The organism is Streptomyces sp. MBT53 (assembly GCF_016654115.1).
Classification (GTDB): domain Bacteria; phylum Actinomycetota; class Actinomycetes; order Streptomycetales; family Streptomycetaceae; genus Streptomyces.
Genome location: NZ_JAEQAZ010000058.1, coordinates 20,612 through 42,650 on the forward strand (window position 1 = coordinate 20,612; position 22,039 = coordinate 42,650).

The 22,039-nt window shown below is 69.8% G+C and carries 22 protein-coding genes; 12 read left to right on the forward strand and 10 right to left on the reverse strand.

The window, feature by feature from the left end; translation table 11 throughout:
• Positions 1-72: 72 nt before the first annotated feature.
• The 5 genes from JHN45_RS22340 to JHN45_RS22360 all read left to right on the forward strand — a co-directional run bounded on the left by JHN45_RS22340 (position 73) and on the right by JHN45_RS22360 (position 4,165).
• Positions 73-357: a hypothetical protein gene (locus tag JHN45_RS22340; protein ID WP_200710531.1), complete on the forward strand. Its 285-nt coding sequence runs from the start codon at positions 73-75 to the stop codon at positions 355-357.
• A 91-nt stretch (positions 358-448) separates the two neighbouring features.
• The gene (locus JHN45_RS22345; RefSeq protein WP_033278834.1) at positions 449-1,516 is read left to right on the forward strand and encodes a glucose-1-phosphate thymidylyltransferase; all 1,068 of its coding nucleotides are present in this window, start codon (positions 449-451) and stop codon (positions 1,514-1,516) included.
• Complete coding sequence (gene rfbB, locus JHN45_RS22350; RefSeq protein WP_200710530.1) at positions 1,513-2,484, forward strand: dTDP-glucose 4,6-dehydratase; 972 nt, start codon at positions 1,513-1,515, stop codon at positions 2,482-2,484. The genes JHN45_RS22345 and rfbB overlap by 4 nt, the downstream gene beginning before the upstream one ends.
• Positions 2,484-3,365, forward strand: a complete 882-nt coding sequence (gene rfbD / locus JHN45_RS22355; RefSeq protein WP_201050242.1) for a dTDP-4-dehydrorhamnose reductase — start codon at positions 2,484-2,486, stop codon at positions 3,363-3,365. Before rfbB ends, rfbD begins: the two co-directional genes overlap by 1 nt.
• The gene (locus JHN45_RS22360; protein ID WP_019068584.1) at positions 3,362-4,165 is read left to right on the forward strand and encodes a class I SAM-dependent methyltransferase; all 804 of its coding nucleotides are present in this window, start codon (positions 3,362-3,364) and stop codon (positions 4,163-4,165) included. Before rfbD ends, JHN45_RS22360 begins: the two co-directional genes overlap by 4 nt.
• Here the strand turns inward: JHN45_RS22360 and rfbC are convergent.
• The 4 genes from rfbC to JHN45_RS54735 form a co-directional block, all read right to left on the reverse strand.
• Positions 4,155-4,763 (reverse strand): dTDP-4-dehydrorhamnose 3,5-epimerase, encoded by a 609-nt coding sequence (rfbC, locus tag JHN45_RS22365; RefSeq protein ID WP_201050244.1) that lies wholly within the window; start codon positions 4,761-4,763, stop codon positions 4,155-4,157. The genes JHN45_RS22360 and rfbC overlap by 11 nt on opposite strands.
• 34 nt (positions 4,764-4,797) lie before the next feature.
• The gene (locus JHN45_RS22370) at positions 4,798-6,762 is read right to left on the reverse strand and encodes a glycosyltransferase family A protein (RefSeq protein WP_201050246.1); all 1,965 of its coding nucleotides are present in this window, start codon (positions 6,760-6,762) and stop codon (positions 4,798-4,800) included.
• 172 nt (positions 6,763-6,934) lie between these two features.
• Entirely contained in the window at positions 6,935-7,396 is a 462-nt protein-coding gene (locus JHN45_RS22375; RefSeq protein ID WP_201050254.1) for a MarR family winged helix-turn-helix transcriptional regulator, read from the reverse strand.
• A 5-nt stretch (positions 7,397-7,401) separates the two neighbouring features.
• Positions 7,402-7,677 (reverse strand): SAM-dependent methyltransferase, encoded by a 276-nt coding sequence (locus JHN45_RS54735; protein WP_201050282.1) that lies wholly within the window; start codon positions 7,675-7,677, stop codon positions 7,402-7,404.
• A 56-nt stretch (positions 7,678-7,733) separates the two neighbouring features.
• Here JHN45_RS54735 and JHN45_RS22385 point away from each other — a divergent pair, with 56 nt between their 5' ends.
• Both JHN45_RS22385 and JHN45_RS22390 read left to right on the forward strand, forming a co-directional pair.
• Complete coding sequence (locus JHN45_RS22385; protein ID WP_307783162.1) at positions 7,734-8,132, forward strand: SAM-dependent methyltransferase; 399 nt, start codon at positions 7,734-7,736, stop codon at positions 8,130-8,132.
• A gap of 4 nt (positions 8,133-8,136) precedes the next feature.
• The gene (locus JHN45_RS22390; protein WP_201050255.1) at positions 8,137-8,637 is read left to right on the forward strand and encodes a metallophosphoesterase; all 501 of its coding nucleotides are present in this window, start codon (positions 8,137-8,139) and stop codon (positions 8,635-8,637) included.
• 8 nt (positions 8,638-8,645) lie between these two features.
• Here the strand turns inward: JHN45_RS22390 and JHN45_RS22395 are convergent, their stop codons facing one another.
• A complete protein-coding gene (locus tag JHN45_RS22395) occupies positions 8,646-9,752 on the reverse strand; it encodes an XdhC family protein (RefSeq protein WP_200710523.1) in 1,107 nt (368 codons plus the stop codon).
• 177 nt (positions 9,753-9,929) lie between these two features.
• On the opposite strand from JHN45_RS22395, the gene JHN45_RS22400 reads away from it, so the two are divergent.
• Both JHN45_RS22400 and JHN45_RS22405 read left to right on the forward strand, forming a co-directional pair.
• Entirely contained in the window at positions 9,930-11,897 is a 1,968-nt protein-coding gene (locus JHN45_RS22400; RefSeq protein WP_201050257.1) for a translation factor GTPase family protein, read from the forward strand.
• 88 nt (positions 11,898-11,985) lie between these two features.
• Positions 11,986-13,842, forward strand: a complete 1,857-nt coding sequence (locus tag JHN45_RS22405; protein WP_200710521.1) for a cellulase family glycosylhydrolase — start codon at positions 11,986-11,988, stop codon at positions 13,840-13,842.
• Positions 13,843-13,892: 50 nt separating this feature from the next.
• Here JHN45_RS22405 and JHN45_RS22410 read toward each other — a convergent pair whose 3' ends face one another.
• Positions 13,893-15,140, reverse strand: a complete 1,248-nt coding sequence (locus JHN45_RS22410) for a YncE family protein (RefSeq protein ID WP_201050259.1) — start codon at positions 15,138-15,140, stop codon at positions 13,893-13,895.
• A 164-nt stretch (positions 15,141-15,304) separates the two neighbouring features.
• Between JHN45_RS22410 and JHN45_RS22415 the strand changes: the two genes are divergently transcribed.
• Positions 15,305-15,970, forward strand: coding sequence for a TetR/AcrR family transcriptional regulator (locus tag JHN45_RS22415; protein WP_201050292.1), 666 nt, complete (start codon positions 15,305-15,307; stop codon positions 15,968-15,970).
• On the opposite strand, the gene JHN45_RS22420 is transcribed toward JHN45_RS22415, so the two are convergent.
• Positions 15,967-16,941: a YafY family protein gene (locus JHN45_RS22420; RefSeq protein WP_201050260.1), complete on the reverse strand. Its 975-nt coding sequence runs from the start codon at positions 16,939-16,941 to the stop codon at positions 15,967-15,969. The genes JHN45_RS22415 and JHN45_RS22420 overlap by 4 nt on opposite strands.
• A 100-nt stretch (positions 16,942-17,041) precedes the next feature.
• On the opposite strand from JHN45_RS22420, the gene JHN45_RS22425 reads away from it, so the two are divergent.
• Entirely contained in the window at positions 17,042-17,440 is a 399-nt protein-coding gene (locus JHN45_RS22425) for a VOC family protein (RefSeq protein ID WP_201050263.1), read from the forward strand.
• Here JHN45_RS22425 and JHN45_RS22430 read toward each other — a convergent pair.
• Positions 17,437-18,663 (reverse strand): glycosyltransferase, encoded by a 1,227-nt coding sequence (locus JHN45_RS22430; protein ID WP_201050293.1) that lies wholly within the window; start codon positions 18,661-18,663, stop codon positions 17,437-17,439. The two genes, JHN45_RS22425 and JHN45_RS22430, sit on opposite strands and share 4 nt — an antisense overlap.
• Positions 18,664-18,864: 201 nt before the next feature.
• Between JHN45_RS22430 and JHN45_RS22435 the strand changes: the two genes are divergently transcribed.
• Positions 18,865-20,823 carry a ricin-type beta-trefoil lectin domain protein gene (locus JHN45_RS22435; RefSeq protein ID WP_201050265.1) on the forward strand — a complete coding sequence of 653 codons (1,959 nt, stop codon included), beginning with the start codon at positions 18,865-18,867 and terminating at the stop codon, positions 20,821-20,823.
• A gap of 49 nt (positions 20,824-20,872) precedes the next feature.
• Here JHN45_RS22435 and JHN45_RS22440 read toward each other — a convergent pair whose 3' ends face one another.
• Both JHN45_RS22440 and JHN45_RS22445 read right to left on the reverse strand, forming a co-directional pair.
• On the reverse strand, positions 20,873-21,214 hold the full coding sequence (locus JHN45_RS22440; protein ID WP_374195634.1) for a hypothetical protein: 342 nt from the start codon (positions 21,212-21,214) through the stop codon (positions 20,873-20,875).
• Between the two features lie 5 nt (positions 21,215-21,219).
• Positions 21,220-22,039: cbb3-type cytochrome c oxidase subunit I (locus JHN45_RS22445; RefSeq protein WP_201050274.1), on the reverse strand; the 820-nt coding region annotated here is incomplete at its 5' end.

Genomic DNA, 22,039 nt, shown 5'->3' on the forward strand with positions numbered 1-22,039 from the left:
CGGGTGCCCGTCGGGGCGCGTAGCGGCAGGTCGGAGCGGCTGTACGCGTTCCCCGTGATGGGGTGCCTGCTTGTGGCACACACCTTCGAAGAACTGGTCGAGAAGCAGCGCGCGGCCGACCAGGCGCGCGCCAGGGTCAAGGAGATGCGGGACGCCCTCGGTGCCCCCGCCCACGAACCCTGGACCGAGGCCCAGACCGAGACCTACGAGACGGCCTGGCGGGCCTGGCGCGATCTGAGCCGTGACGCGCAGACCGCGGCGGGCGAGTACGCCAAGGACGAGGGGCTGGACCGGGCCGGGGTCGTCGCGGACGTGGAGCGGGCGGCGGGCGATTTGCCCGATCCGCCGGTCGATTAGACACCTCCCGTCCCACCTATCGTTGGATGGTCGTAATAAACGAACATAGGGAGGAACGATGCACGTCCAAAGATGACGCTAAGGTGAAGCGATGAAGGCTCTCGTTCTCTCCGGCGGCACTGGATCCCGCCTGAGGCCGATCACACACACATCGGCAAAACAGCTCGTCCCGGTGGCCAACAAGGCCGTCCTTTTCTACGGGCTCGAATCACTCGCCGACGCGGGCATCACCGAGGTCGGCATCATCGTCGGTGACACCGCGGCGGAGATCGAGGAGGCGGTGGGTGACGGGTCGAAGTTCGGCCTGCAGATCACCTACATCCCGCAGGACCGTCCCCTCGGACTGGCCCACGCCGTCCTGATCGCGCGCGAGTACCTCGGCGACGACGACTTCGTGATGTACCTCGGCGACAACTTCATCGTCGGCGGCATCACCGGCCTCGTCGAAGGATTCCAGGCCAACAAGCCCGACGCGCAGATCCTGCTCACCCACGTGCCCGACCCCCGCTCCTTCGGTGTCGCCGAACTCAGCGAATCCGGCCAGGTCATCGGCCTGGAGGAGAAGCCGGAGCACCCCAAGAGCGACCTCGCCCTGGTCGGTGTCTACCTCTTCACGCCCGCCATCCACGACGCCGTGCGCGCCATCAAGCCGTCCTGGCGCGGCGAACTGGAGATCACCCACGCCATCCAGCAGCTGATCGACGACGGCGCCGACGTGCGCTCCTCGGTCATCCACGGCTACTGGAAGGACACGGGCAACGTCGTCGACATGCTCGAGGTCAACCGGACCGTCCTGGAGAGTATGGACCGCCGCATCGACGGCGAGGTCGACGACGTCTCCGAGACCATCGGCCGCGTGGTGATCGAGGAGGGCGCGCGCATCGAGCGCTCGCGCATCGTCGGACCCGTCGTCATCGGGGCCGGCACGGTCGTGAGCGACTCCTACGTCGGACCGTTCACCTCGGTCGCGGAGAACTGCCGGATCACGGACAGTGAGCTGGAGTTCTCCATAGTGCTGCAGGACTCGTCCATCGCCGGGGTGGGCCGGATCGAGTCCTCGCTCATCGGCAAGCACGTCGAAGTGACCCCCGCTCCGGGGGTACCCAGCGCCCACCGCCTCGTTCTCGGAGACCACAGCAAGGTGCAGATCCGTTCATGAATCTCCTCGTCACCGGCGCCGCCGGCTTCATCGGTTCCACGTACGTCCGCACGCTCCTCGCCTCGGACGCGGCCGACGCGCCCCGCATCACGGTGCTGGACAAGCTCACGTACGCCGGCACGCTCGACAACCTTGAAATAGGCCACCCGCGCCTGGAGTTCGTCCAGGGCGACATCTGCGACGCCGAACTGGTCGACAAGCTGATGGCCGAGGCGGACCAGGTGGTCCACTTCGCCGCCGAGTCCCACGTGGACCGCTCGATCAACGGCGCCGCCGACTTCGTCCGCACCAACGTGGTGGGCACCCAGGTCCTGCTGGACGCGGCCCTGCGCTACCGCACCCCGTTCGTGCACATCTCCACCGACGAGGTCTACGGCTCCATCGAGACCGGCTCGTGGCCCGAGACCCACCCGCTGGCGCCGAACTCGCCGTACTCCGCGTCGAAGGCCTCCTCCGACCTGCTCGCCCTGGCCTACCACCGCACCCACGGCCTGGACGTCCGCGTCACCCGCTGCTCGAACAACTACGGGCCGCACCAGTTCCCCGAGAAGGTCATCCCGCTGTTCGTCAGCAACCTCCTCGACGGCAAGAAGGTCCCGCTCTACGGCGAGGGCCTCAACGTCCGCGACTGGCTGCACGTCGAGGACCACTGCCAGGGCATCGAGCTCGTGCGCACCAAGGGCCGGGCCGGCGAGGTCTACAACATCGGCGGCGGCACCGAGCTCAGCAACAAGGAGCTCACCGGCCTGCTGCTCGAAGCCTGCGGCGCGGACTGGGACTCGGTCGAGCGCGTCGAGGACCGCAAGGGCCACGACCTGCGCTACTCCGTCGACTGGTCCAAGATCCACGACGAGCTGGGCTACACCCCGAAGCACGACTTCGCCACCGGCCTCGCGGACACCGTCGCCTGGTACCGCGACAACCGCGCCTGGTGGGAGCCGCTCAAGGCAAGGGTGGAGCGCGCCTGATGAAGTGGCTGGTCACCGGTGCCGGCGGGATGCTCGGCCACGACGTCCTGGACGAACTCGCCCGGCGCGGTGAGCAGTTCGTCGGTCTCGACCGCGCCGCCCTGGACATCACCGACCCCGCGTCGGTGGACCGGGCGTTCGCGGAGCACCACCCCGACGTGGTGGTGAACTGCGCGGCGTACACCGCCGTCGACGACGCCGAGACCGACGAGGAGCGGGCCCTTCGCATCAACGGCGAGGGGCCCCGGCTCCTCGCCCGCGCCTGCGCCGCCTCGGGCGCGCGGCTGGTGCACGTCTCCACCGACTACGTCTTCGACGGCGAGGCCCGCAGCACGCCGTACCCGGAGAACCACCCCACCGCACCCCGCACCGCCTACGGCCGCACCAAACTCGCGGGCGAGCAGGCCGTGTTGGAGGAACTGCCCGGTGGGAGCGCGGTCGTCCGCACGGCTTGGCTGTACGGAGCCTGTGGGGGTAACTTCGTCCGCACGATGATCGAGCTGGAAGCACGTCGCGACACTCTCGACGTCGTCGACGACCAGCACGGACAGCCGACCTGGAGCGCCGACGTCGCCGTACGGATCGCCGATCTCGGCGCCCGTATCGGTCAGGTCGAGGGCGCGCACGGGGTGTTCCACGCGACCAGCTCCGGCGAGACCAGCTGGCACGGTCTCGCCCAGGAGGTGTTCCGGCTCATCGACGCCGACCCGGAGCGTGTCCGCCCCACCACGAGCGCTGCCTTCGTCCGTCCCGCGCCCCGCCCCGCCTACAGCGCCCTCGGGCACGAGCGGTGGCGGGAAGTCGGTCTGGAACCGCCGAGGGACTGGCGGTCCGCCCTGCACGAAGCACTTCCTCACATCCGCAAGGAGATTTCTTCGTGAAACGCCATGAGTTCCTGCGGGGACTCCACAAGTCAACCGCGAACCGCAACTACCTGGAGATCGGCGTCAACGACGGCCGCAGCCTGACGCTCTCCCGGGTGCCCAGCGTTGCGATCGATCCCGCGTTCAAGGTGGTCACGGAGATCCGCTGTGACGTCCACCTGGCCAAGGCGACCAGTGACGACTTCTTCGCCCGGGACAACCCGCTGGTGCACCTGCGCGGCGGCCGTCACCCGCTGCGCCAACTGGCCCGCAACCGGAGCCCGTTGGGCTGGTGGAAGACCACCACGCTGGATCTGTCGTTCATCGACGGCATGCACCTCTTCGAGTACGCGCTGCGCGACTTCATCAACGTGGAGAAGCACTCGGACTGGGCCAGCGTCATCGTCTTCGACGACATGCTGCCGCGCAGCATCGACGAGGCGGCCCGGGACCGGCACACCGACGCCTGGACCGGCGACGTCTACAAGCTGGTCGAGATCCTCGCCCGCTACCGTCCCGACCTGGTGACGGTCCTGGTCGACACCCAGCCCACGGGTCAGCTCGTGGTCTTCGGCGCCGACCCGAACAGCACCGTCCTCAAGGACAAGTACGACGAGATCATCGCGGAGTTCGAGGTCCCGGACCCGCAGAAGGTGCCCGAGGCGATCCTGGAGCGCACCACCGCCGTGCAGCCCGAGGCGCTGCTGAACGCCGGCTTCTGGGGCCCCCTCGCCAAAGCTCGCGACCGCGGGACCAAGCGGTCCCGCGGCTGGGAGCCCCTGCGCCGCTCGGTGGAGCAGCTCAGCGTCAGTCGCTGACCTGCCCACCGCGCAGTCGCTCGTAGTAGGCGGAGCAGTCCGCGTAGGACGGAAGAAGTCCTGACTGCTCCGCCTCTGCCAGTGTGGGCGCCTCGGCGTCCTTGTCCGACAGCACCGGCTCGAAGCCCTCGGGCCAGGCGATGCCGAGCGCCGGGTCGAGCGGGTTGATGCCGTGCTCACGCCCGGGCGCGTAGCCCGTCGAGCACAGGTACACCACCGTCGCGTCGTCGGTCAGGGCCATGAACGCGTGCCCGAGACCCTCCGCGAGGAACACGGCGTGCTTGCTGTCGTCGTCCAGCCGGACGGCCTCCCACTGACCGAACGTGGGAGAGCCGACGCGGATGTCCACGATCACGTCGAGGACGGCGCCGCGCACACACTTGACGTACTTGGCCTGGCTCGGCGGCACGTCGGAGAAGTGCACTCCGCGCACCACACCGCGCCGCGAGACCGAGCAGTTGGCCTGGGACAGGGCCAGGTCGTACCCGGTGGCCTCGCGGAACTCCTCGCCGCGGTACCACTCGTGGAAACTGCCCCGGTCGTCGGGGAAGACCTTGGGTTCCAGGACCCAGGCGCCTTCGATTCCCAGTGCTCGCACGTTCTTTCGTCCTCCATGCCTTGCTTGCGTGGTGCTACTTGTTCAGGGCGCGCTTCAGCTTGCGTGCCACCCGGCGGGCCAGCCCGGGCTTGGGCTTGGCGGCCACCGGCTTCGGCGCGGGCTTGGGCTCGGCGGGCTTGGTCTTCGGCGCCGCCTCCACCCGGATACCGCCGGCGTCACCGGCCAGCCGCACCGGCAGGGCCAGGAAACGCTGCCCGGTGGCGGCCGGGGTCAGGCACACCGACGCGTTCCACGCCAGGTCCTTCAGCTCGGCGGCGGGCACCTCGGCGGCGAGCCGCGCACCGGAGGACTCGGGGGAGACCACACCGGGCACGTCCAGGGTCGTACCGGACGACTTGTGGGTCAGGCGCAGCAGTACGTCGGTGGTGGCGGGGACGTAGAAGGGGAGCAGGACGCCGACGCGGGCGCCGGTGACCGTGAAGTCGTCGGGCTTGAGGTCGGCGAGGCCGAGGCGCTTGCTCGCCTTGTCGACGTCGAGGGAGAAGTTGCCGTGCGGCTCCGTGTAGTACGGCAGCATCACCTGACCGGCTACGACACCGGCGTGCCCGGCGTTCTCGCCGTGCTGCGGGACCGGGCCGAGGCGGCACTCCTTGTTCCAGGAGCCGATGACGACCCGGACGTAGGTGTCCCAGAGGCCCTCGCCGAGCGGGGCGCCGCCGGCCGCGGTGGCGGGGTCGACGGTGGCCGTGGCGTGCAGCACCAGGCGGACGCCGGCACCGTCGGCGACCGTCTCGTGCGAGATCTGCACGGGCTGGAAGTGCGAGGCGGCGCTGGTGCGCTCGCGGACGACGAGGTCGGCCGTCGCCTTCTTGAAGACGTGGGTGGCGTCCGCCGTGAGCATGGCGGTCGCCTCGGCGAGGTTCTTCGGCTCCGGGTGCTTGGGCGCCGGGGCACCCTTGGCCTCGAAGATCGCCGGCTTGCCGTCGACGACGAACTCGGCCCGGTAGTGGACCAGCAACTTGCCGTCCCGCCACTCGATCTCGCCGGGGACCGCCGACGGCTTGAGGGCGGCCTCCCACTCGGCGAGCTCGACGAGGTCGTCGTACCGGTCGGCGGCGGCGAGGGCGGCGACGACCCGCAGCCGCGGGCCGAGGCCGGCCGCGACACCGGGGCCGAAGCGCTCGGTCATGACACCGCGGATCTCCTTGAGGAGTTCCCGGCGGTACTCGTCGGGGGCCTTCAGGAGCCGGCCGCCGCCGAGGCGCTCCATCATCTCCACGCGCAGCCAGCGGCGGAAGATCTTGTCGCGGGCCGGGCCGGGCTCGGTGTACTTCTCGACGACGTCGAGGGCCTCGCGCAGGTTCTTGAAGTAGCCGACGGGGTCGAAGCGCTGGAAGCCGGCGTTCGAGGCGTCCTCGCGCTTGATGTGGTAGTAGCAGACGTAGTCGCTGAGCACGGCGACGTTGTCCGCGGCGAGGTAGGCCTCCGTCACGAAGACGTGGTCCTCCAGCCGGCGACGTCCCTCCGGGAACCGCAGGTTGATGCGGTCGAGGAACGCGCGGCGGAGCATCTTGTGCGGGGTGAGGCTGTCCATCAGCGGCGCGGTCTCGACCGACGCGTGCGGGTAGTTCTTGCGGAACAGCTCCACCGGCACCGCGCGGCCCTTGCCGGCCATCTTGCCGACGATGACATCGGCGCCGTTGGCCACGCCGTAGTCGTACATCCGCTCAAGGGCCTCGTCGCCGAGGTAGTCGTCGTTGTCGACGAACATGACGAATTCGCCCTTGGAGGCGGCGATGCCGACGTTGCGGGGCTTGCCCGACCAGCCGGAGGCCTCCTGGTGGATGACGTGGATGTTGGGGTGCTGCGCGGCCACCTCGTCGAGCCGCGCGGGCGTGCCGTCCGTCGAGCCGTCGTCGACGAAGATCGCCTCGTACTCGTCGTTAGGCAGGGACTGCCTGAGGAGAGAGGAGATGCAATCCTCGATATAGGGCCCTGGGTTGTACACAGGGACGACGACACTGACCTTGACCGACATCCGGCTTCTAGCCCCCTTGTTTGCGCTCACCGTCCCCCGTTGCGGAACGGCGTGAGTGGGGTGATGCTAACCCGGTCTGTCTCGATGCCACCCATTGGGCTGTTGTTGGGCAACGGTTAACCCGCCGTGGCCCACGTCGGTGTACCCCGCAATATCCGGGTGCGCTTCGCCGTCATTGTTCCGACAGCCGCCCCAGCAGGGTCAGTGCGTCGATGATCGTCCGTCGTTCCTGCTCGGTGTAGCGGTCCTCGAAGGCGCGCGCGAGCCATTCCTCACGGACCTGCCGGTTGTCCTCGACGCGTGCGCGGCCCGCTTCGGTGAGGGTGACCAGTTGTCTGCGGCCGTCCTCGGGGTCGGGGCCGCGCCGGATCAGCCCGTGCCGGTCGAGGGCGGCGAGGGTGGCGGCCATCGACTGCGGCCTGACGCCCTCGGCGGACGCCAGGGCGCTGGCCGTGGCCGCGCCGTGCTTGCCGACCAGGGTGAGCGCCGACTCCTGCGAGGGAGTGAGGTCCTCGTCCGTCGCGACCTCGCGGATCCGGCGCCGGAGCCGGCTGAACACCACCCGCAGATCCCGCGCGGAGCGGGCGGCGGAGTCCGAGATGTCGGCCGGTGTCCGGGGGCGCTGCTGGTCCATGGGCGTCACCGTAGAACCGGCAGTGGCCACTGTCCAGTCGCAACTGAACAGCCAGACCTGGAGATCTCTTCGGGTGCATTACCCCGCGGCGGCGATGTCGAGGAACTGGGGAGGCCCGCCTTGCCGCTCAGCCCGCGGACGGCCCGGCCGAGGAGGGCCCGGCCGGCGTGGACCGCGGGGACGATCGCCGGGTCGGCCGCATCGGTCAGTTCGGCGGCCTCCTGGTCGACGGGGTAGTTGTCCTTGCCGCCGAGCCAGGCGCTGTAGGCCCTGGGCCGGATGTGCCACGGACGAGTCGATCGGCGCGACGGACTACCTGGAGTCGGACCTGCGCGACGTGGATCGCGTCCCCGCCGCCGCGGCCGAGACCCTCGACCTCTCCCGGCCGGTGGGGCTGATGCTGGTGGCGATCCTCCAGTACGTCCCCGACCGCGACGCCCCTACGCCATCACCCGCCGCCTCCTGGACGCGCTCGCCCCCGGCCGCCGACACCGGCGCCGAGGAGGTCGCCGAGTCGATGCGCGGCTACAGCGAACGCGCCGCCGAGCACGCGGGCGCCACCCCGCGCACCCACGCCGACGTCACCCGCTTCGTCGACGGCACGCAGATCCGCGACCCCGGCGTCGTCCAACTCCCCGTCCGGCGCCCCGACCCCGCGGACACCCGGCGACCAGTCCCCTCCCGATGCGGTGCGGAGTGGGCGCCAAGCAGTGACAGCAGCGCGCCCCTAGGCTGACCCCGTGCGTCTGCTGCTGATGTCCGACACCCATCTCCCCAAGCGCGCCAAGGAACTCCCCGCGCGACTCCTCGCCGAACTCCCGCGCGCCGACGTCGTGTTCCACGCCGGCGACTGGGTCGACACCGCCACCCTCGACCTCCTGGAGAGCCGCAGCCGCCGCCTCGTCGGGGTGTACGGCAACAACGACGGCCCCGCACTGCGCGCCCGGCTCCCCGAGGTGGCGTACGCCGAACTCGGCGGTCTGCGCTTCGGTGCCGTGCACGAGACGGGCCCCGCCCAGGGCCGCGAGGCGCGCTGCGCGGCCCGCTTTCCGGACCTGGACGTGCTGGTCTTCGGACACAGCCACATCCCCTGGGACACCACGGCCCCCACCGGTCTAAGGCTCCTCAACCCGGGCTCCCCGACCGACCGCCGGCGTCAGCCGCACTGCACCTACCTCACGGCGACGGTCACCGACGGCACCCTGACGGATCTCGTACTGCACCGGCTGCCACCGAGGTGACCCACCGTTCACCCGGCCGACGCCCGGTGGATCGCCCCCGCCACTCCCGTCAGCGGCACCCCCGTGCCGCTCCACCGCAGCGCGACGATCTCGGCGGCCACGGACACGGCCACCTCCTCGGGCGTGCGGGCCCCGAGGTCCAGGCCGATCGGTGAGCGCAGCCGAGCCAACTCGCCCTCGCCGAGGTCGGATTCGAGCAGCCGCTTCATACGGTCGTCGTGCGTACGGCGGCTGCCCATCGCCCCGATGTACGCGGCCGGCCGGCGCAGCGCCTCCTCCAGCAGCGGTACGTCGAACTTCGGGTCGTGGGTCAGGACGCAGATCACCGTCCGCTCGTCGGTGTCCGTGCCGGCCAGATACCGGTGCGGCCAGTCCACGACCACCTCGACGCCGGCCGGGAAGCGCTTCGGCGTAGCGAACACCGGGCGGGCGTCGCACACCGTGACCCGGTAGCCGAGGAAGTCACCGATCCGGGCGACCGCCGCCGCGTAGTCGATGGCGCCGAAGACCAGCATCCGGGGCGGCGGCGCGAAGGAGTGCAGGAACACGGTGACGGAGTCCTCGCGTCGCTCGCCGCGCGGTCCGTAGTGCCGCAACCCCGTTGCCCCGAGGGCGAGTTCACCGCGCGCGTCGGCGGTGACGGCCACATCGAGACCGGTGGTGCCGAGGGTGCCGCCCACCGTGTCCGGCCAGACGGCGAGGGTGGCTCCGAGCGGCGCGGGTCCGTCGATCACGGTCGCCACGGTCACGGGTTCGCGGGCCGCGACCGACCGCGCGACCGCCCCGAACGTGGGATCGGCCTCCGGCGTGACGGGCCGTACCAGCACGGTGATCTCGCCGCCGCAGGTGAGCCCGACCGCGAAGGCGTCCTCGTCGCTGTACCCGAAGGTCTCGAGCCGCGCCTCGCCGCTCGCCACCACCTCCCGCGCCAGCTCGAAGACCGCCCCCTCCACACAGCCCCCGGACACACTGCCCACGACCTCGTCGTCCGGGCCCACGGCCATGGCCGCCCCGGGGTCGCGCGGCGCGCTGCGGCTGACCGCGACGACGGTGGCCAGGCCGAACGGTTCCCGCGCCGCGTACCAGCGACCGAGCTCCGGGAGGATCTCCCGCACGCCGTGCTCCTCTCACCGCCACAGTCTCTGTACGGACGTTAATCCGTTGCCGCCGCCCCCGCCGCTCTGCTGCACTGATCGGTGTCCGTCAGCGACGACCTAGGAGCACCGAGATGCGCACACCGCTCATGTCCACCCAGGAAGGAAGGCCCCCCTCAGCAAAGGACATGACACCAGGTGCACTTGCTCAACCTCGGCATCCTCGCGCACGTAGACGCAGGTAAGACCAGCCTGACCGAACGACTGCTGCACTCGGCCGGTGTGATCGACGAGATCGGCAGCGTCGACGACGGCAGCACCCGCACCGACACGCTCGCACTGGAGCGGCAGCGCGGTATCACCATCAAGTCCGCCGTCGTCTCCTTCCCGGTCGACGACGTGACCGTCAACCTCATCGACACCCCGGGCCACCCGGACTTCATCGCCGAGGTGGAGCGCGTGCTCGGCGTGCTGGACGGCGTCGTCCTGGTCGTCTCGGCGGTCGAGGGCGTCCAGCCGCAGACCCGCGTTCTGATGCGCACGCTCCAGCGACTGCGCATCCCGACGCTCCTCTTCGTCAACAAGATCGACCGCCGCGGGGCCCGCCGCGAAGAGCCGCTGCGGGAGATCTCCGACCGGCTCAGGGCGGCGGTCGTCCCGATGGGCACGGTCGACGACATCGGCACTCCGGCGGCCCGCTTCCGGCCGGGCCTCGACCCGGGCGCGGCGGCCGTCCTCGCCGACCACGACGACGAACTGCTCGCCGCCTACGTCGAGGACACCGTGTCGTACGACCTCCTGCGCACGGCCCTCGCCGCTCAGACCCGCCAGGCCCTCGTGCACCCGGTCTACTTCGGCTCCGCCATCACGGGCGCAGGCGTGGACGCGCTGATCACCGGCATCCAGGAACTGCTCCCGGCAGCCGAGGGCGACCCCCAAGGCCCGCTCTCCGGCACGGTGTTCAAGGTCGAGCGCGGCCTTGCGGGGGAGAAGGTCGCCTATGCGCGGATGTTCTCCGGCACCCTCCGCACCCGCGACCGGATCACCTTCGGCGACGCCGTCGAGGAGGGCAAGGTCACCGCGATCAGCGTCTTCGACCACGGCACGGACATCGGCACCGACTCCGTCCCGGCGGGCCGGATCGGCCGGCTGTGGGGCCTCGGCGAGATCAGGATCGGCGACGCGATCGGAGTATCGAGGAAGGCGTACGAGCACTTCTTCGCGCCGCCGACCCTCGAGACGGTCGTGGTCCCGGGCCCCGACGCCGACCGGCGGGCCCTGCACCTCGCACTCACCCGCCTCGCCGAACAGGACCCGCTGATCGGCCTGCGCCACGACGAGGTGCGCCAGGAGACCGCGGTCTCCCTCTACGGCGAGGTCCAGAAGGAGGTCGTCCAGGCCACGCTGGCCGACGAGTTCGGGGTGCGGGTCACCTTCCGCGAGACCACGCCCCTGTGCATCGAGCGGCCGGTCGGCACGGGCACGGCGGCCGAGTTCATCAAGAAGGACGAGAACCCGTTCCTCGCCACGGTCGGCCTGCGCGTCGACCCGGCGCCGGTCGGCTCGGGGGTGCGGTTCGCTCTCGAAGTCGAGCTGGGCGCGATGCCGTACGCCTTCTTCAAGGCCGTCGAGGACACCGTGCGCGAGACGCTCGGGCAGGGGCTGCACGGCTGGCGGGTCACCGACTGCGTGGTGACCATGATGCGCTCCGGCTACTGCCCCCGGCAGAGCCACGCCCACCAGGGCTTCGACAAGAGCATGTCGAGCACCGGCGCCGACTTCCGCGCGCTGACCCCGCTGGTCCTCGTCGAGGCGCTGCGACGGGCGGGGAGCCAGGTGTACGAGCCGATGCACCGGTTCCGCGTCGAGGCCCCGGTCGACACCCTCAGCGCCCTGCTCCCGGTCCTCGCCGCGGTGCGCGCCGTACCGGGGACCACCGAGACGCGAGGGCAGGTCTGTGTGCTGGAAGGGATGGTGCCGGTGGCCCAAGTGCACGGTCTTGAGCGGCAGTTGCCGGGGCTGACGCGGGGCGAGGGGGAGTGGGAGAGCGCCTTCGACCGCTACGCGCCCGTCGCGCACGGCACGGTTCCGGAGCGGGCGCGCACCGACCACAACCCGCTGAACCGGAAGGAGTACCTGCTGAACGTGACGCGCCGGGTCGGCTGAAAATGTTTCAACAGGGCTTGCAGAGTGGGAACTTACTCGTGAGTCAGAAGTGTTGACAGTGTCCGGAAATCACCGGACTGTAGTGGACATGACGAATATCCGGGCGCGTTTGATCGTTGTCCTGGTTGTCCTCTGCGGATTCCTGTCGGTGCTGGGTGCCGGACCAGCCACCGCCGCCACCCCAACCGACTCTCTCTGGTTCGACGGATCGGCGCTGACTGTTCAGAACGGCAGCTTCGTCGACAGCTACGGCCGCCAGGTCGTGCTGCGCGGCTACAACGTCTCCGGCGAGACCAAACTGGCTGAGAACAGCGGTCTCCCCTTCGCGTCGGTCGCCGACGCGAAGAAGTCCGCGACCGCGCTGCGCGCCCTCGGCGGCGGCAACTCGGTCCGCTTCCTGCTCTCCTGGGCCTACGCCGAACCCGTCCGGGGCCAGGTCGACACCACGTACCTGGCCGCCGCCACCGCCCAGATGCAGGCGTTCCTCGACGCCGGCATTCGCGTCTACCCCGACTTCCACCAGGATCTGTACTCCAAGTACCTGTTCAACAGCGGAAGTTGGTACACCGGCGACGGCGCGCCCAAGTGGGCCGTCGCGTTGGGGAGTTACCCCCAGGAGTCCTGCGGGATCTGCCTCTTCTGGGGCCAGAACATCACCCAGAACTCGGCCGTCACCAAGGCCCAGTACGACTTCTGGCACAACAACTACGGCCTCCAGGACTCCTTCCTCACCACCGCCCAGTCGACCATGACGTACATCCAACAGCACCTGACCACCGAAGAGTTCGCGGGTGTCGTCGGCTTCGACCCGTACAACGAGCCCTTCGCGGGGACCTACGACTCGGGCCAGACCAGCCGCACCTGGGAGCAGAACCTGCTCTGGCCGTTCTACGTGAAGTTCCGCGCGCGGATGGACGCGGCCGGCTGGAGTGCCAAGCCCGCCCTCGTCGAACCCAACCTCTTCTGGAACTCCAACATCTCCAGCCAGGTGCAGGAGGGCGGACTCCTCGACGCGGGCACGCTCGGCTCGCGCTATGTCTTCAACACCCACTTCTACGACCAGAAGGCCATCTCCGGCATCCTGATGTGGGGAAACGCGGCCGACGGTCAGTACTCGACCGACTTCGGGACGGTCCGTGACCGGGCCACCGCGGCCGGCACCGCCGCCATCGTCAGCGAGTTCGGGCATCCGCTGTCCGGGACGGTCTCGGGCAAGGCCCCGACCGTCCTCAAGGCGATGTACCAGGCCCTCGACTCCCGCCTGCCGGGCTCCACCTGGTGGTCCAACCCGGCAGGCTCCGGCCCGGTCCTGTCCGGTACGCAGTGGCAGTGGGACATCTACAACGGCCGCCACCACGAGCTGATGAACGACAACGCCGACAAGGTACTCACCACCGGCGACGCCTGGAACGACGAGGACCTCTCCGCCGTCAACATGACCGACTCCGGGACGGTGACGCTCCGTCAGGACGCCCGGCTGCTCGACCGGATCTACCCGAGCGCGACCGCCGGCACCACGGTCGCCTTCACCTACGAGGACCGCTCCCGCGACGGCTCCACGACTCTGACCTGGAACCCGGTCCCCAGCACCCTCCCGAACGTGTCCTCGCTGGTCGGCTCCGGCCAGTACGGCCTGCTGATGTGGCGCTCCAACAGCTCCACCGCACCGACCGAACTCCACCTCCCGGCGTCCTTCCCGGCCGCGTCCACCACCGTGGTCTCGGACCTGGGAGCCGTCTCGGGTGTCCCGGCGTACACGTCGTCGACCCCGATCGGCTTCGCCAACGAACCGGGCGGCACCGGCAGCCACCGCCTCCTGCTCTCGGCCTCCGGCTCGGGAACTCTGCACTACGCCCTGATCACCAACGGCGCGTCGAGCCCCTCCTCGACACTGCTGAGCGCGGCCAAGTCCGAACTGGCCGCATGGGCGGCGGCGCACAGCTGACCAACGCAACGGCACCGGTCCCCTCGGGGGCCGGTGCCGTTGACGGTCGCTCAACTCGCGGACGGGCTCGTCCAGTCGGCCTGCACATGGCCCAGCCGTACGCGCTGCGGATGGTCGCCCACCGGGACGGAGAGCACCTTCTGGCCGGTGGCGAAGTCGATGGCCGTCACCTGGTCGGCGCCTGCCTCCGAGATGACGCAGTCCTTGCCGTCACCGCTCACGGTCGCCCAGTACGGCGTGGACGCCGTGACGAGCGGACCCTCCTGCAAGGTGGCCCGGTCCACGACCGTCGCGTAGTTGTCCATCGTCCCGGCCACGCACAGCTTGGTGCCCTCGGGGTTCATCGAGATGCCGTGATGACGCGAGTCGAGCAGCCAGGTGGTGCGGTCCGTGCTGGTCGCGGGGTTCGCCGGGAGCGTCTTCACCCGGGTGATCTTGTCGGTGGCGACGTCGTACTCCAGGAAGCCGTTGAAGAACGACACCTGGAAGTACAGCTTGGACCAGTCCGGCGTGAAGGCGGCCGGGCGGACCGCGTCCGAGAAGTTCGTGAGGCCGATCGCGTCCAGCCGGTCCCGCATGTCGATGATCTTGACCTGCTTGAACGTGGTGGCGTCGACGACGGTGATGTGCCGGTCGCCCTTGGTCCAGTCCCAGACCGGATCGTCGAGGGCGGTGGTGACCTCGCCGATCGCCATGTTCCAGATGTACTTGCCGCCGTTGGTGAAGAAGTTCTCGTGCGGCTTGTCGCCGGTGTCGAACTCACCCAGTTCGGCACCGGTGTTGATGTCCAGTACCTGCACCTTGTTCGCGGTCGAGGCCGAGACCGCGACGCGGGTGCCGTCGGGGGAGACCGCCATGTGGTCGGCGCGGTAACCGGCCACCGGGAAACGCCAGTTGATGGTGTCGGTGGCGAGGTTGATCGACACGACGTCGGCGAAGCTGGGGCGGGAGACGACGAGGGACTTGCCGTCCGGCGTGGAGTACATGTCGTCCACGTACTGGTCGTGTCCCTGTCCGACCTCGTTGTGGATGGACGTGTAGTAGATCCACTTGATCGGATCGGCGTTGATCTCCGCCAGCCGCGCCGCCTTGTCGGGGACGATGTTGATCTCCCCGATCTTCGCGAAGTCGCCGGTGGACTTGATGACGTCCGCGGTGCCGTCCCAGTTGTTGCCGACGAAGAGCACCTCGCGCAAGGCGGCGGAGGAGTCGGCTGTGGCGGCCGTCGCGGGAGCGGCTACGGTCAGGACGAGGGCGGCGGCCATGGAGCAAAGGTGCCTGGGTCTGAAGGCAGGCATGACTGCTCTCTTCTGTGAGGTGAGAGGGTGCCGGAGGATGTGAAGAAATCTGAACACGCGCGGATTCAGAATGAACTTACTGAAAAGTAAGGACGGGCCCTCTTCTCCGCAAGACTCCCGACACGACAAGATTGGCCGATGGTCGACAAGATAGAGGTGTGACAGTGGCGGGCAGGCTCAAGGCGCCGACCGGTCGCTACGGCGGCAAGTCCGCCGAGCAGCGGCAGGCCGAGCGACGCGGACGCTTCCTGGACGCCGCGCTCCAGCTCTTCGGCGACACCCCCGGCTACCGCGGCACGACCGTCGCGGCGCTCAGCGAGGCCGCGGGGCTGTCCACCCGGCAGTTCTACGAGGAGTTCCGCAGCCTGGAGGACGTGCTGGCCGCGCTCCACCTCCAGGTCAACGACTGGGCCGAGAAGGCCGTACTGACCGCGCTCGACGCCGCCGACGGCCTGCCGCTCGTCGAGCGGGCGACCGCGATCTTCCACGCCTACGCGGCGAACGTCACCGGCGACCCGCGCCGCATCCGCATCACCTTCGTCGAGATCATCGGTGTCAGCCCACGCCTCGAGGAACAGCGGCTGGCCCGCCGCGCCCGCTGGATCAACCTCATCCGCGGCGAGGCGAGGGCCGCGGCCGAGCGGGGTGAGGCGGCGCGCCGCGACTACCGCATCGCCGCGACGGCGTTCATCGGCAGCGTCAACGGCCTCCTCCACGACTGGAGCGCGGGCTGGGTGGACGCCACGCTGGACGAGATCGTCGACGAACTGGTCCGACAGCTCGTGGGCATCATGCAGCCACCGGGCTGGAAGGGACAGGATCTGCCCTAGGACGGCTCGTCGGTCGCGTACTCGTCCAGGCGGCGGGCCAGCGCGCGCACGAGGTCGCGCAGAGCGGCGGGGCGCTCGACGACGAACGGGCGGTCGAGGGCCGCGAGGACCGGTGGGATCCAGTCCAGCCGCTCGGCCCGGATCCGGACACGGACCCAGTCGGCGCCCTCGTCGGCCGTGGCCAGGGTGGCGATCCCGGCCGGGAGACGCCCGCGAACGTCCTCCACACTGCCCCGGATCCGCAGGGACACGTCGTGTGCCCACGGCGTGCGCGCGAGGCTGTCCAGCACCGTGGCCGCCGGGTCGAAATCCGCGGGCACCTCGAAAGAGCCGGAGCGCACGCGCAGCGCGGTGACGCGGTCCAGGCGGAAGGTGCGGACCTCGCCGTCGCCCGGGTCGGCGCCGGTCAGATACCAGCGCCCGGCATGCGCGACCAGCCCGTAGGGCAGGACCGTACGGTCGCTGGTACGGCCCTTCCGGTCGGTGTAGCCGATCGCCACCGGCCGCCGATGGAGTGCGGCCTCGGCGAGTTCGAGCAGCACCTCCGTCTCCGGGGCGGTGGCGGCACGTGGTCGCGCGGTGAAGTCGGCGGTGTCGAGCAGGGCATCGAGCCGACGGCGCAGGGCGGCGGGCAGGACCCGCAGCAGTTTCGCCGTGGCGCTCTCGCCCGCCGCGGCCGACGCGGTGACGAGCCCCGCCCTCCGGCCGGCCAGCAGACCGAGCACCACGGCGAGGGCCTCGTCGTCCGTGAGCATCAGCGGCGGCATCCGATAGCCGGGAGCGAGCCGATAGCCGCCGTAGCGACCGCGTACCGAGTCGACCGGCACGCCCAGTTCCAGCAGATGGCCGACGTAGCGGCGGACCGTGCGTTCGTCGACGCCGAGCCGCTCGGCCAGGTCGGGGACGGTACGGAGGCCACCGCTCTGGAGGATCTCCAGCAGGGCCAGTACACGGGCGGTCGAGGTGGTCACCCGGAAAGTCTGCCTCGGATACCGGGCGGAAGCTGTCCGGTATCGGTCCTAGCGTGAGGGACGTCCGTTCGTCCGACGCCACCACTTACAGGAAGCCGCCATGAACTTCGTCTCGATCCGTGTCATCACCGACGACGTCGCCCGTCTCGTCGGGTTCTACGAACAGGTCACCGGCGTCACCGCCACCTGGTCGACCCCCGAATTCGCCGAACTCGTCACCCCCGCCTGCACGTTGGCGGTCGCGAGCACCCGCACCGTGGCCCTCTTCGGCACCGGCTCCGCACAACCCGCGGCCAACCGTTCGGTGATCACCGAGTTCCGCGTGCCGGACGTCGACGCCGAATTCGAGCGCCTTGCACCCCTCGACTGCGAGGTCGTCCAGAAGCCGACGACGATGCCCTGGGGCAACCGCTCCCTCCTCTTCCGCGACCCCGACGGCAACCTGGTCAACTTCTTCACGCCGGTCACCCCCGAGGCCGTGGCACGACAGCAGCGCTAGGTCAGTCTGTCGAGGGCCGCGAGGACGGGAGCCGTACCGTCCTCGGCGCGCACTCGGGCACCGAGGGCCCGCGCCCGCTCGGCGTAGGCGGGCTCGCGGGTGGTCCGTACGAGTGCGGCGGCCAGGGTGTCGGCGGTGAGCCCGCGCAGCGGTACGGCGCGGGGCGCCACGCCCAGGGCGACCAGACGGGCGGCCCAGAAGCCCTCGTCGAACTGGATCGGCACCGGCACGGCCGGCACCCCGGCACGCAGCCCGGCCGCGGTCGTGCCCGCACCGCAGTGATGGACCACGGCCGCCATCCGCGGGAACAGCGCCGCATGCGGCACCTCGCCGATGCTCAGTACGTCGTCACCGGCTGCTTCGAGGCCGCCCCACCCGCGCTGGATCACCCCGCGCAGCCCGGCCCGCCGCAGCGCGCGCACGATCTCGGCACTCAGCCGCTCCGGGTCGGGCACGGTGGCACTGCCGAGCCCCACGAACACCGGAGCGGGCCCGGAGTCGAGGAAGTCCCGCAGTTCGGAAGGGAGTTGGGCGTCTCTGTCGTACGGCCACCAGTAGCCGGCCACCGTGAGCCCGGGGCGCCAGTCGGCCGGGCGGGGCACGATCAGCGGGCTGAAGCCGTGCTGGACGGGCCAGTTGTGCGCGTCCCGGGACCGGAGTGCGGTGCCGGGACGGGTGCGGGCCAGGCCCAGGCGGGAGCGCACCTCCGGTACGGCGGTGGCGAAGACGTGCTCCACCGCCCGGTTCACCCCGCGCCCGGCGACCCGGTTGCCGACCGTGCCCCAGGAGCCGCCGCCGAGCACCGGCGGTGCGAACTCCCTTGTGGGCGCGAGGGGTTGGAGATACACGCCCATGCTCGGCAACGACAGTCCCTCGGCGATGGCATGCCCAAGAGGCCCCAGCGAGCTGGACAGCAACAGCACGTCGCTCGCCCGCGCGGCCGTCAGCAGATCGTCGGTCATCCGCCCGACCAGCGCCCGCGCCATCGCGACCACCCGCAGCAACTTGCCCCCGCCCGAGGCGCTGCGATGCAGCGCGCGCCCCCGCGAGGACTCCAACTCGGCCCGGGGATCGACCGGTAGGGGATGGAAATCGACGCCCGAACCCGCCACCAGGGGCGCGAAGCCTCCGTGGGTGACGAGGGTGACCTCGTGGCCCGCCCGGGCCAGGGCATGGCCGAGTCCGGTGTACGGGGCCACATCGCCTCGGGATCCCGCTGTCATGATCGCTACGCGCACGCCGGTCAGTATCGCGCCCGCCGGCCGACAAGTGGGGGATTCCCGCGACGAGTGCGGGATGTCCGCGGCGACTCCAACTGCCCCTCGTGTCACAGGCGTTGACTTCACTCTCCGGTGGCTCTACTTTCAGCGCGCCGTTTCGTTCGGTTGCCCGATCCTTGTTCGAGATATCGACAAAGGAGTCGCATGTTTCGCACCCCCGTCCTGCGCGTCCTCGCGATGGTCGCAGCCGCAGTCACCCTGCTTCTCTTCACCAGACCCGCGCCGGCCGACCCGCTCCACACGGCCCCGGTCGCCTCGACGACCCGTCAGATCGCCGTGCCCACCGCCCCGATGGGCTGGGCCTCCTGGAACAGCTTCGCCTCGAAGATCGACTATAGCGTCATCAAGGCGCAGGTCGACGCGTTCGTCGCATCGGGGCTCCCGGCCGCCGGATACAACTACGTCAACATCGACGAGGGCTGGTGGCAGGGCACCCGCGACAGCGCGGGCAACATCACCGTCGACACCAGCGAGTGGCCCGGCGGGATGAGCGCCATCGCCGCGTACATCCACAGCAAGGGCCTCAAGGCCGGCATCTACACGGACGCCGGCGCCAACGGCTGCGGCTACTACTACCCGACCGGCCGCCCCGCCGCCGCGAACACCGGCAGCGAAGGGCACTACGCCCAGGACATGCTCCAGTTCTCCCAGTGGGGCTTCGACTTCGTGAAGGTCGACTGGTGCGGCGGTGACGCCGAGGGCCTCGACGCGGCCACCACGTACAAGTCGATCAGCACGGCCGTCGCCACGGCCGCGGCCACCACCGGCCGCCCGCTGACCCTCTCCATCTGCAACTGGGGCTACCAGAACACCTGGAACTGGGCCACCGGCCTCGCCCCCATGTGGCGGACCAGCACGGACATCTACTACTACGGCGGCACGGCGTCCCAGGCGAGCGTGCTCTCCAACTTCGACCAGACCCTGCACCCGGCCGCCCAGCACACCGGCTACTACAACGACCCCGACATGCTCACCGTCGGCATGACGGGCCTCACGGCGGCCCAGAACCGCACCCACATGGCCCTGTGGGCGATCTCCGGCGCCCCGCTGCTCGCCGGCAACGACCTCACCACGATGACCAGTGAGACCGCCGCGATCCTCAAGAACTCCGACGTCGTCGCCGTCGACCAGGACGCGCGCGGCCTCCAGGGCGTCAAGGTCGCCGAGGACACCACCGGCCTCCAGGTCTACGGCAAGGTCCTCTCCGGCACCGGCAACCGCGCTGTCGTCCTCCTCAACCGCACCTCCTCCGCCCAGAACATCACCGTCCGCTGGTCCGACCTCGGCCTGACCGGCGCCTCCGCCACGGTCCGCGACCTCTGGGCCCAGTCGAACCTCGGCTCGTACAGCACGAGTTACACCGCCAGCGTCCCGGCGGGCGGCTCGGTGATGCTGAAGGTGAGCGGCGGCACCGAGGCGGCGAGCACCAACTACACCGCCACCTCCACCGGCAAGTACACCTCCGTCAGCGCGGCGAGCACCGGCCTGGACGTCGTGGACATCCCCTACACCAACACCGGTTCCAGCGCTGTCACCGGCACCCTCCAGGTGAACAGCCAGACCGCGACGACGGTCTCCTTCCCGCCGACCGGCTCCAGCCAGGGCACGGTCTCGGTCCAGGTCGATCTGTCGAAGGGCTCCGCCAACTCCCTCACCTTCACCGGAAGTTCACTGCCGACCCTGGGAGCGATCAACGTCCAGCCCATCCCCGGCACGAACGGAAACCTGGTCGTCGGCACCGGGTCCGGCCGCTGCGCCGACGTCTACAACAACACCATCACCAACGGCACCCAGGCCGAGATCTGGGACTGCAACGGCGGCCAGAACCAGGCCTGGACGTACACCTCCCGCAAGGAACTCGTGGTGTACGGCAACAAGTGCCTGGACGCCTACAACAACGGCACCACCAACGGCACCAAGGTCGTCATCTGGGACTGCAACGGCCAGAACAACCAGAAGTGGACCGCCAACTCCGACGGCACCCTCACCAACGTCAACGCGGGCCTGTGCCTGGACGCGTCCGGCGCCGCCACGGCCAACGGGACGCTGCTGATCCTGTGGACCTGCGGCACGGCGAGCAACCAGAAGTGGACGCTGACGTAGTCGTAGCGGGTTGTCCCGCCGGTCGTCAGGGCCGGCGGGACGCGTGGTCTCAGGCGAGCGCGGTGACGACCAGTCCCGTGGCCGCGAGCAGCGCGCACGCCAACAGGCAGGCGGCGAGGATACGTTGGCGCAGTCCCCGGTACATCTCCTCGTACTCGTCCCGCAGTTGTCTGCCCCGCTCGGCCGTACGTTCCCAGGACGCGCGGGAGAGTTCGAGATACTCCGCCTCGAAGTGCCGTTCCACATCGGCCCGTTGGCCGTCGGTGAGCCAGTCGAGCCGGGCGGTGAAACGCGCGGCGGCGGCACGGCCCTCCGTGCGGGTGGCCGCGATCAGCAGGTGACCCTCGATCTCGTTGAGGAACGTCCCCGGGGCCAGGGGGTGTTCGTCCATGGCGGTCATCGTGACGTCAACTCCCGTTCCAGGGCCGGGACATCGGGGTGGTGAAGGTCGAACGCCGGGGATTCGCTGCGGATGCGGGGCAGGGTGAGGAAGTTGTGCCGCGGCGGCGGACAGGACGTCGCCCACTCCAGGGAGCGGCCGTAACCCCATGGGTCGTCGACCTCGACCTTCTCTCCGTAGTGCGCGGTCTTCCAGACGTTGTAGAGGAACGGCAGGATCGACAGTCCGAGGACGAACGAGAAGATCGTCGACACCGTGTTGAGGGTCGTCAGGCCCTCCACCGCGAGGTAGTCGGGAATCCGGCGCTGCATCCCGTTCACGCCCAGCCAGTGCTGGACCAGGAAGGTGCCGTGGAAGCCGATGAACAGCGTCCAGAAGGTGATCTTGCCGAGGCGCTCGTCGAGCATCTTGCCGGTCATCTTCGGCCACCAGAAGTGGAAGCCGGAGAACATCGCGAACACGACCGTGCCGAACACCACGTAGTGGAAGTGCGCGACCACGAAGTACGAGTCCGAGGTGGAGAAGTCGAGGGGCGGCGACGCGAGCATCACGCCCGTCAGGCCGCCGAACACGAAGGTGATCAGGAAGCCGGTGGCCCAGAGCATCGGGGTCTCGAAACTCAAGGACCCTTTCCACATGGTTCCGATCCAGTTGAAGAACTTCACGCCGGTGGGTACGGCGATGAGGAACGTCATGAAGGAGAAGAACGGGAGGAGGACTCCGCCGGTGACGTACATGTGGTGGGCCCACACGGTCACGGAGAGGCCGGCGATGGAGATGGTCGCGGCGACCAGGCCCATGTAGCCGAACATCGGC

Excerpts from the sequence above, each read along its gene's own strand:
- JHN45_RS22435 (WP_201050265.1), top strand. The coding sequence starts at position 18,865 with ATGTTTCGCACCCCCGTCCTGCGCGTCCTCGCGATGGTCGCAGCCGCA.
- JHN45_RS22375 (WP_201050254.1), bottom strand. The coding sequence starts at position 7,396 with ATGGACCAGCAGCGCCCCCGGACACCGGCCGACATCTCGGACTCCGCC.
- JHN45_RS22430 (WP_201050293.1), bottom strand. The coding sequence starts at position 18,663 with ATGACAGCGGGATCCCGAGGCGATGTGGCCCCGTACACCGGACTCGGC.
- rfbD (WP_201050242.1), top strand. The coding sequence starts at position 2,484 with ATGAAGTGGCTGGTCACCGGTGCCGGCGGGATGCTCGGCCACGACGTC.
- JHN45_RS22425 (WP_201050263.1), top strand. The coding sequence starts at position 17,042 with ATGAACTTCGTCTCGATCCGTGTCATCACCGACGACGTCGCCCGTCTC.
- JHN45_RS22370 (WP_201050246.1), bottom strand. The coding sequence starts at position 6,762 with ATGTCGGTCAAGGTCAGTGTCGTCGTCCCTGTGTACAACCCAGGGCCC.
- JHN45_RS22345 (WP_033278834.1), top strand. The coding sequence starts at position 449 with ATGAAGGCTCTCGTTCTCTCCGGCGGCACTGGATCCCGCCTGAGGCCG.
- rfbB (WP_200710530.1), top strand. The coding sequence starts at position 1,513 with ATGAATCTCCTCGTCACCGGCGCCGCCGGCTTCATCGGTTCCACGTAC.
- JHN45_RS22440 (WP_374195634.1), bottom strand. The coding sequence starts at position 21,214 with ATGGACGAACACCCCCTGGCCCCGGGGACGTTCCTCAACGAGATCGAG.
- JHN45_RS22405 (WP_200710521.1), top strand. The coding sequence starts at position 11,986 with ATGACGAATATCCGGGCGCGTTTGATCGTTGTCCTGGTTGTCCTCTGC.
- JHN45_RS22410 (WP_201050259.1), bottom strand. The coding sequence starts at position 15,140 with ATGCCTGCCTTCAGACCCAGGCACCTTTGCTCCATGGCCGCCGCCCTC.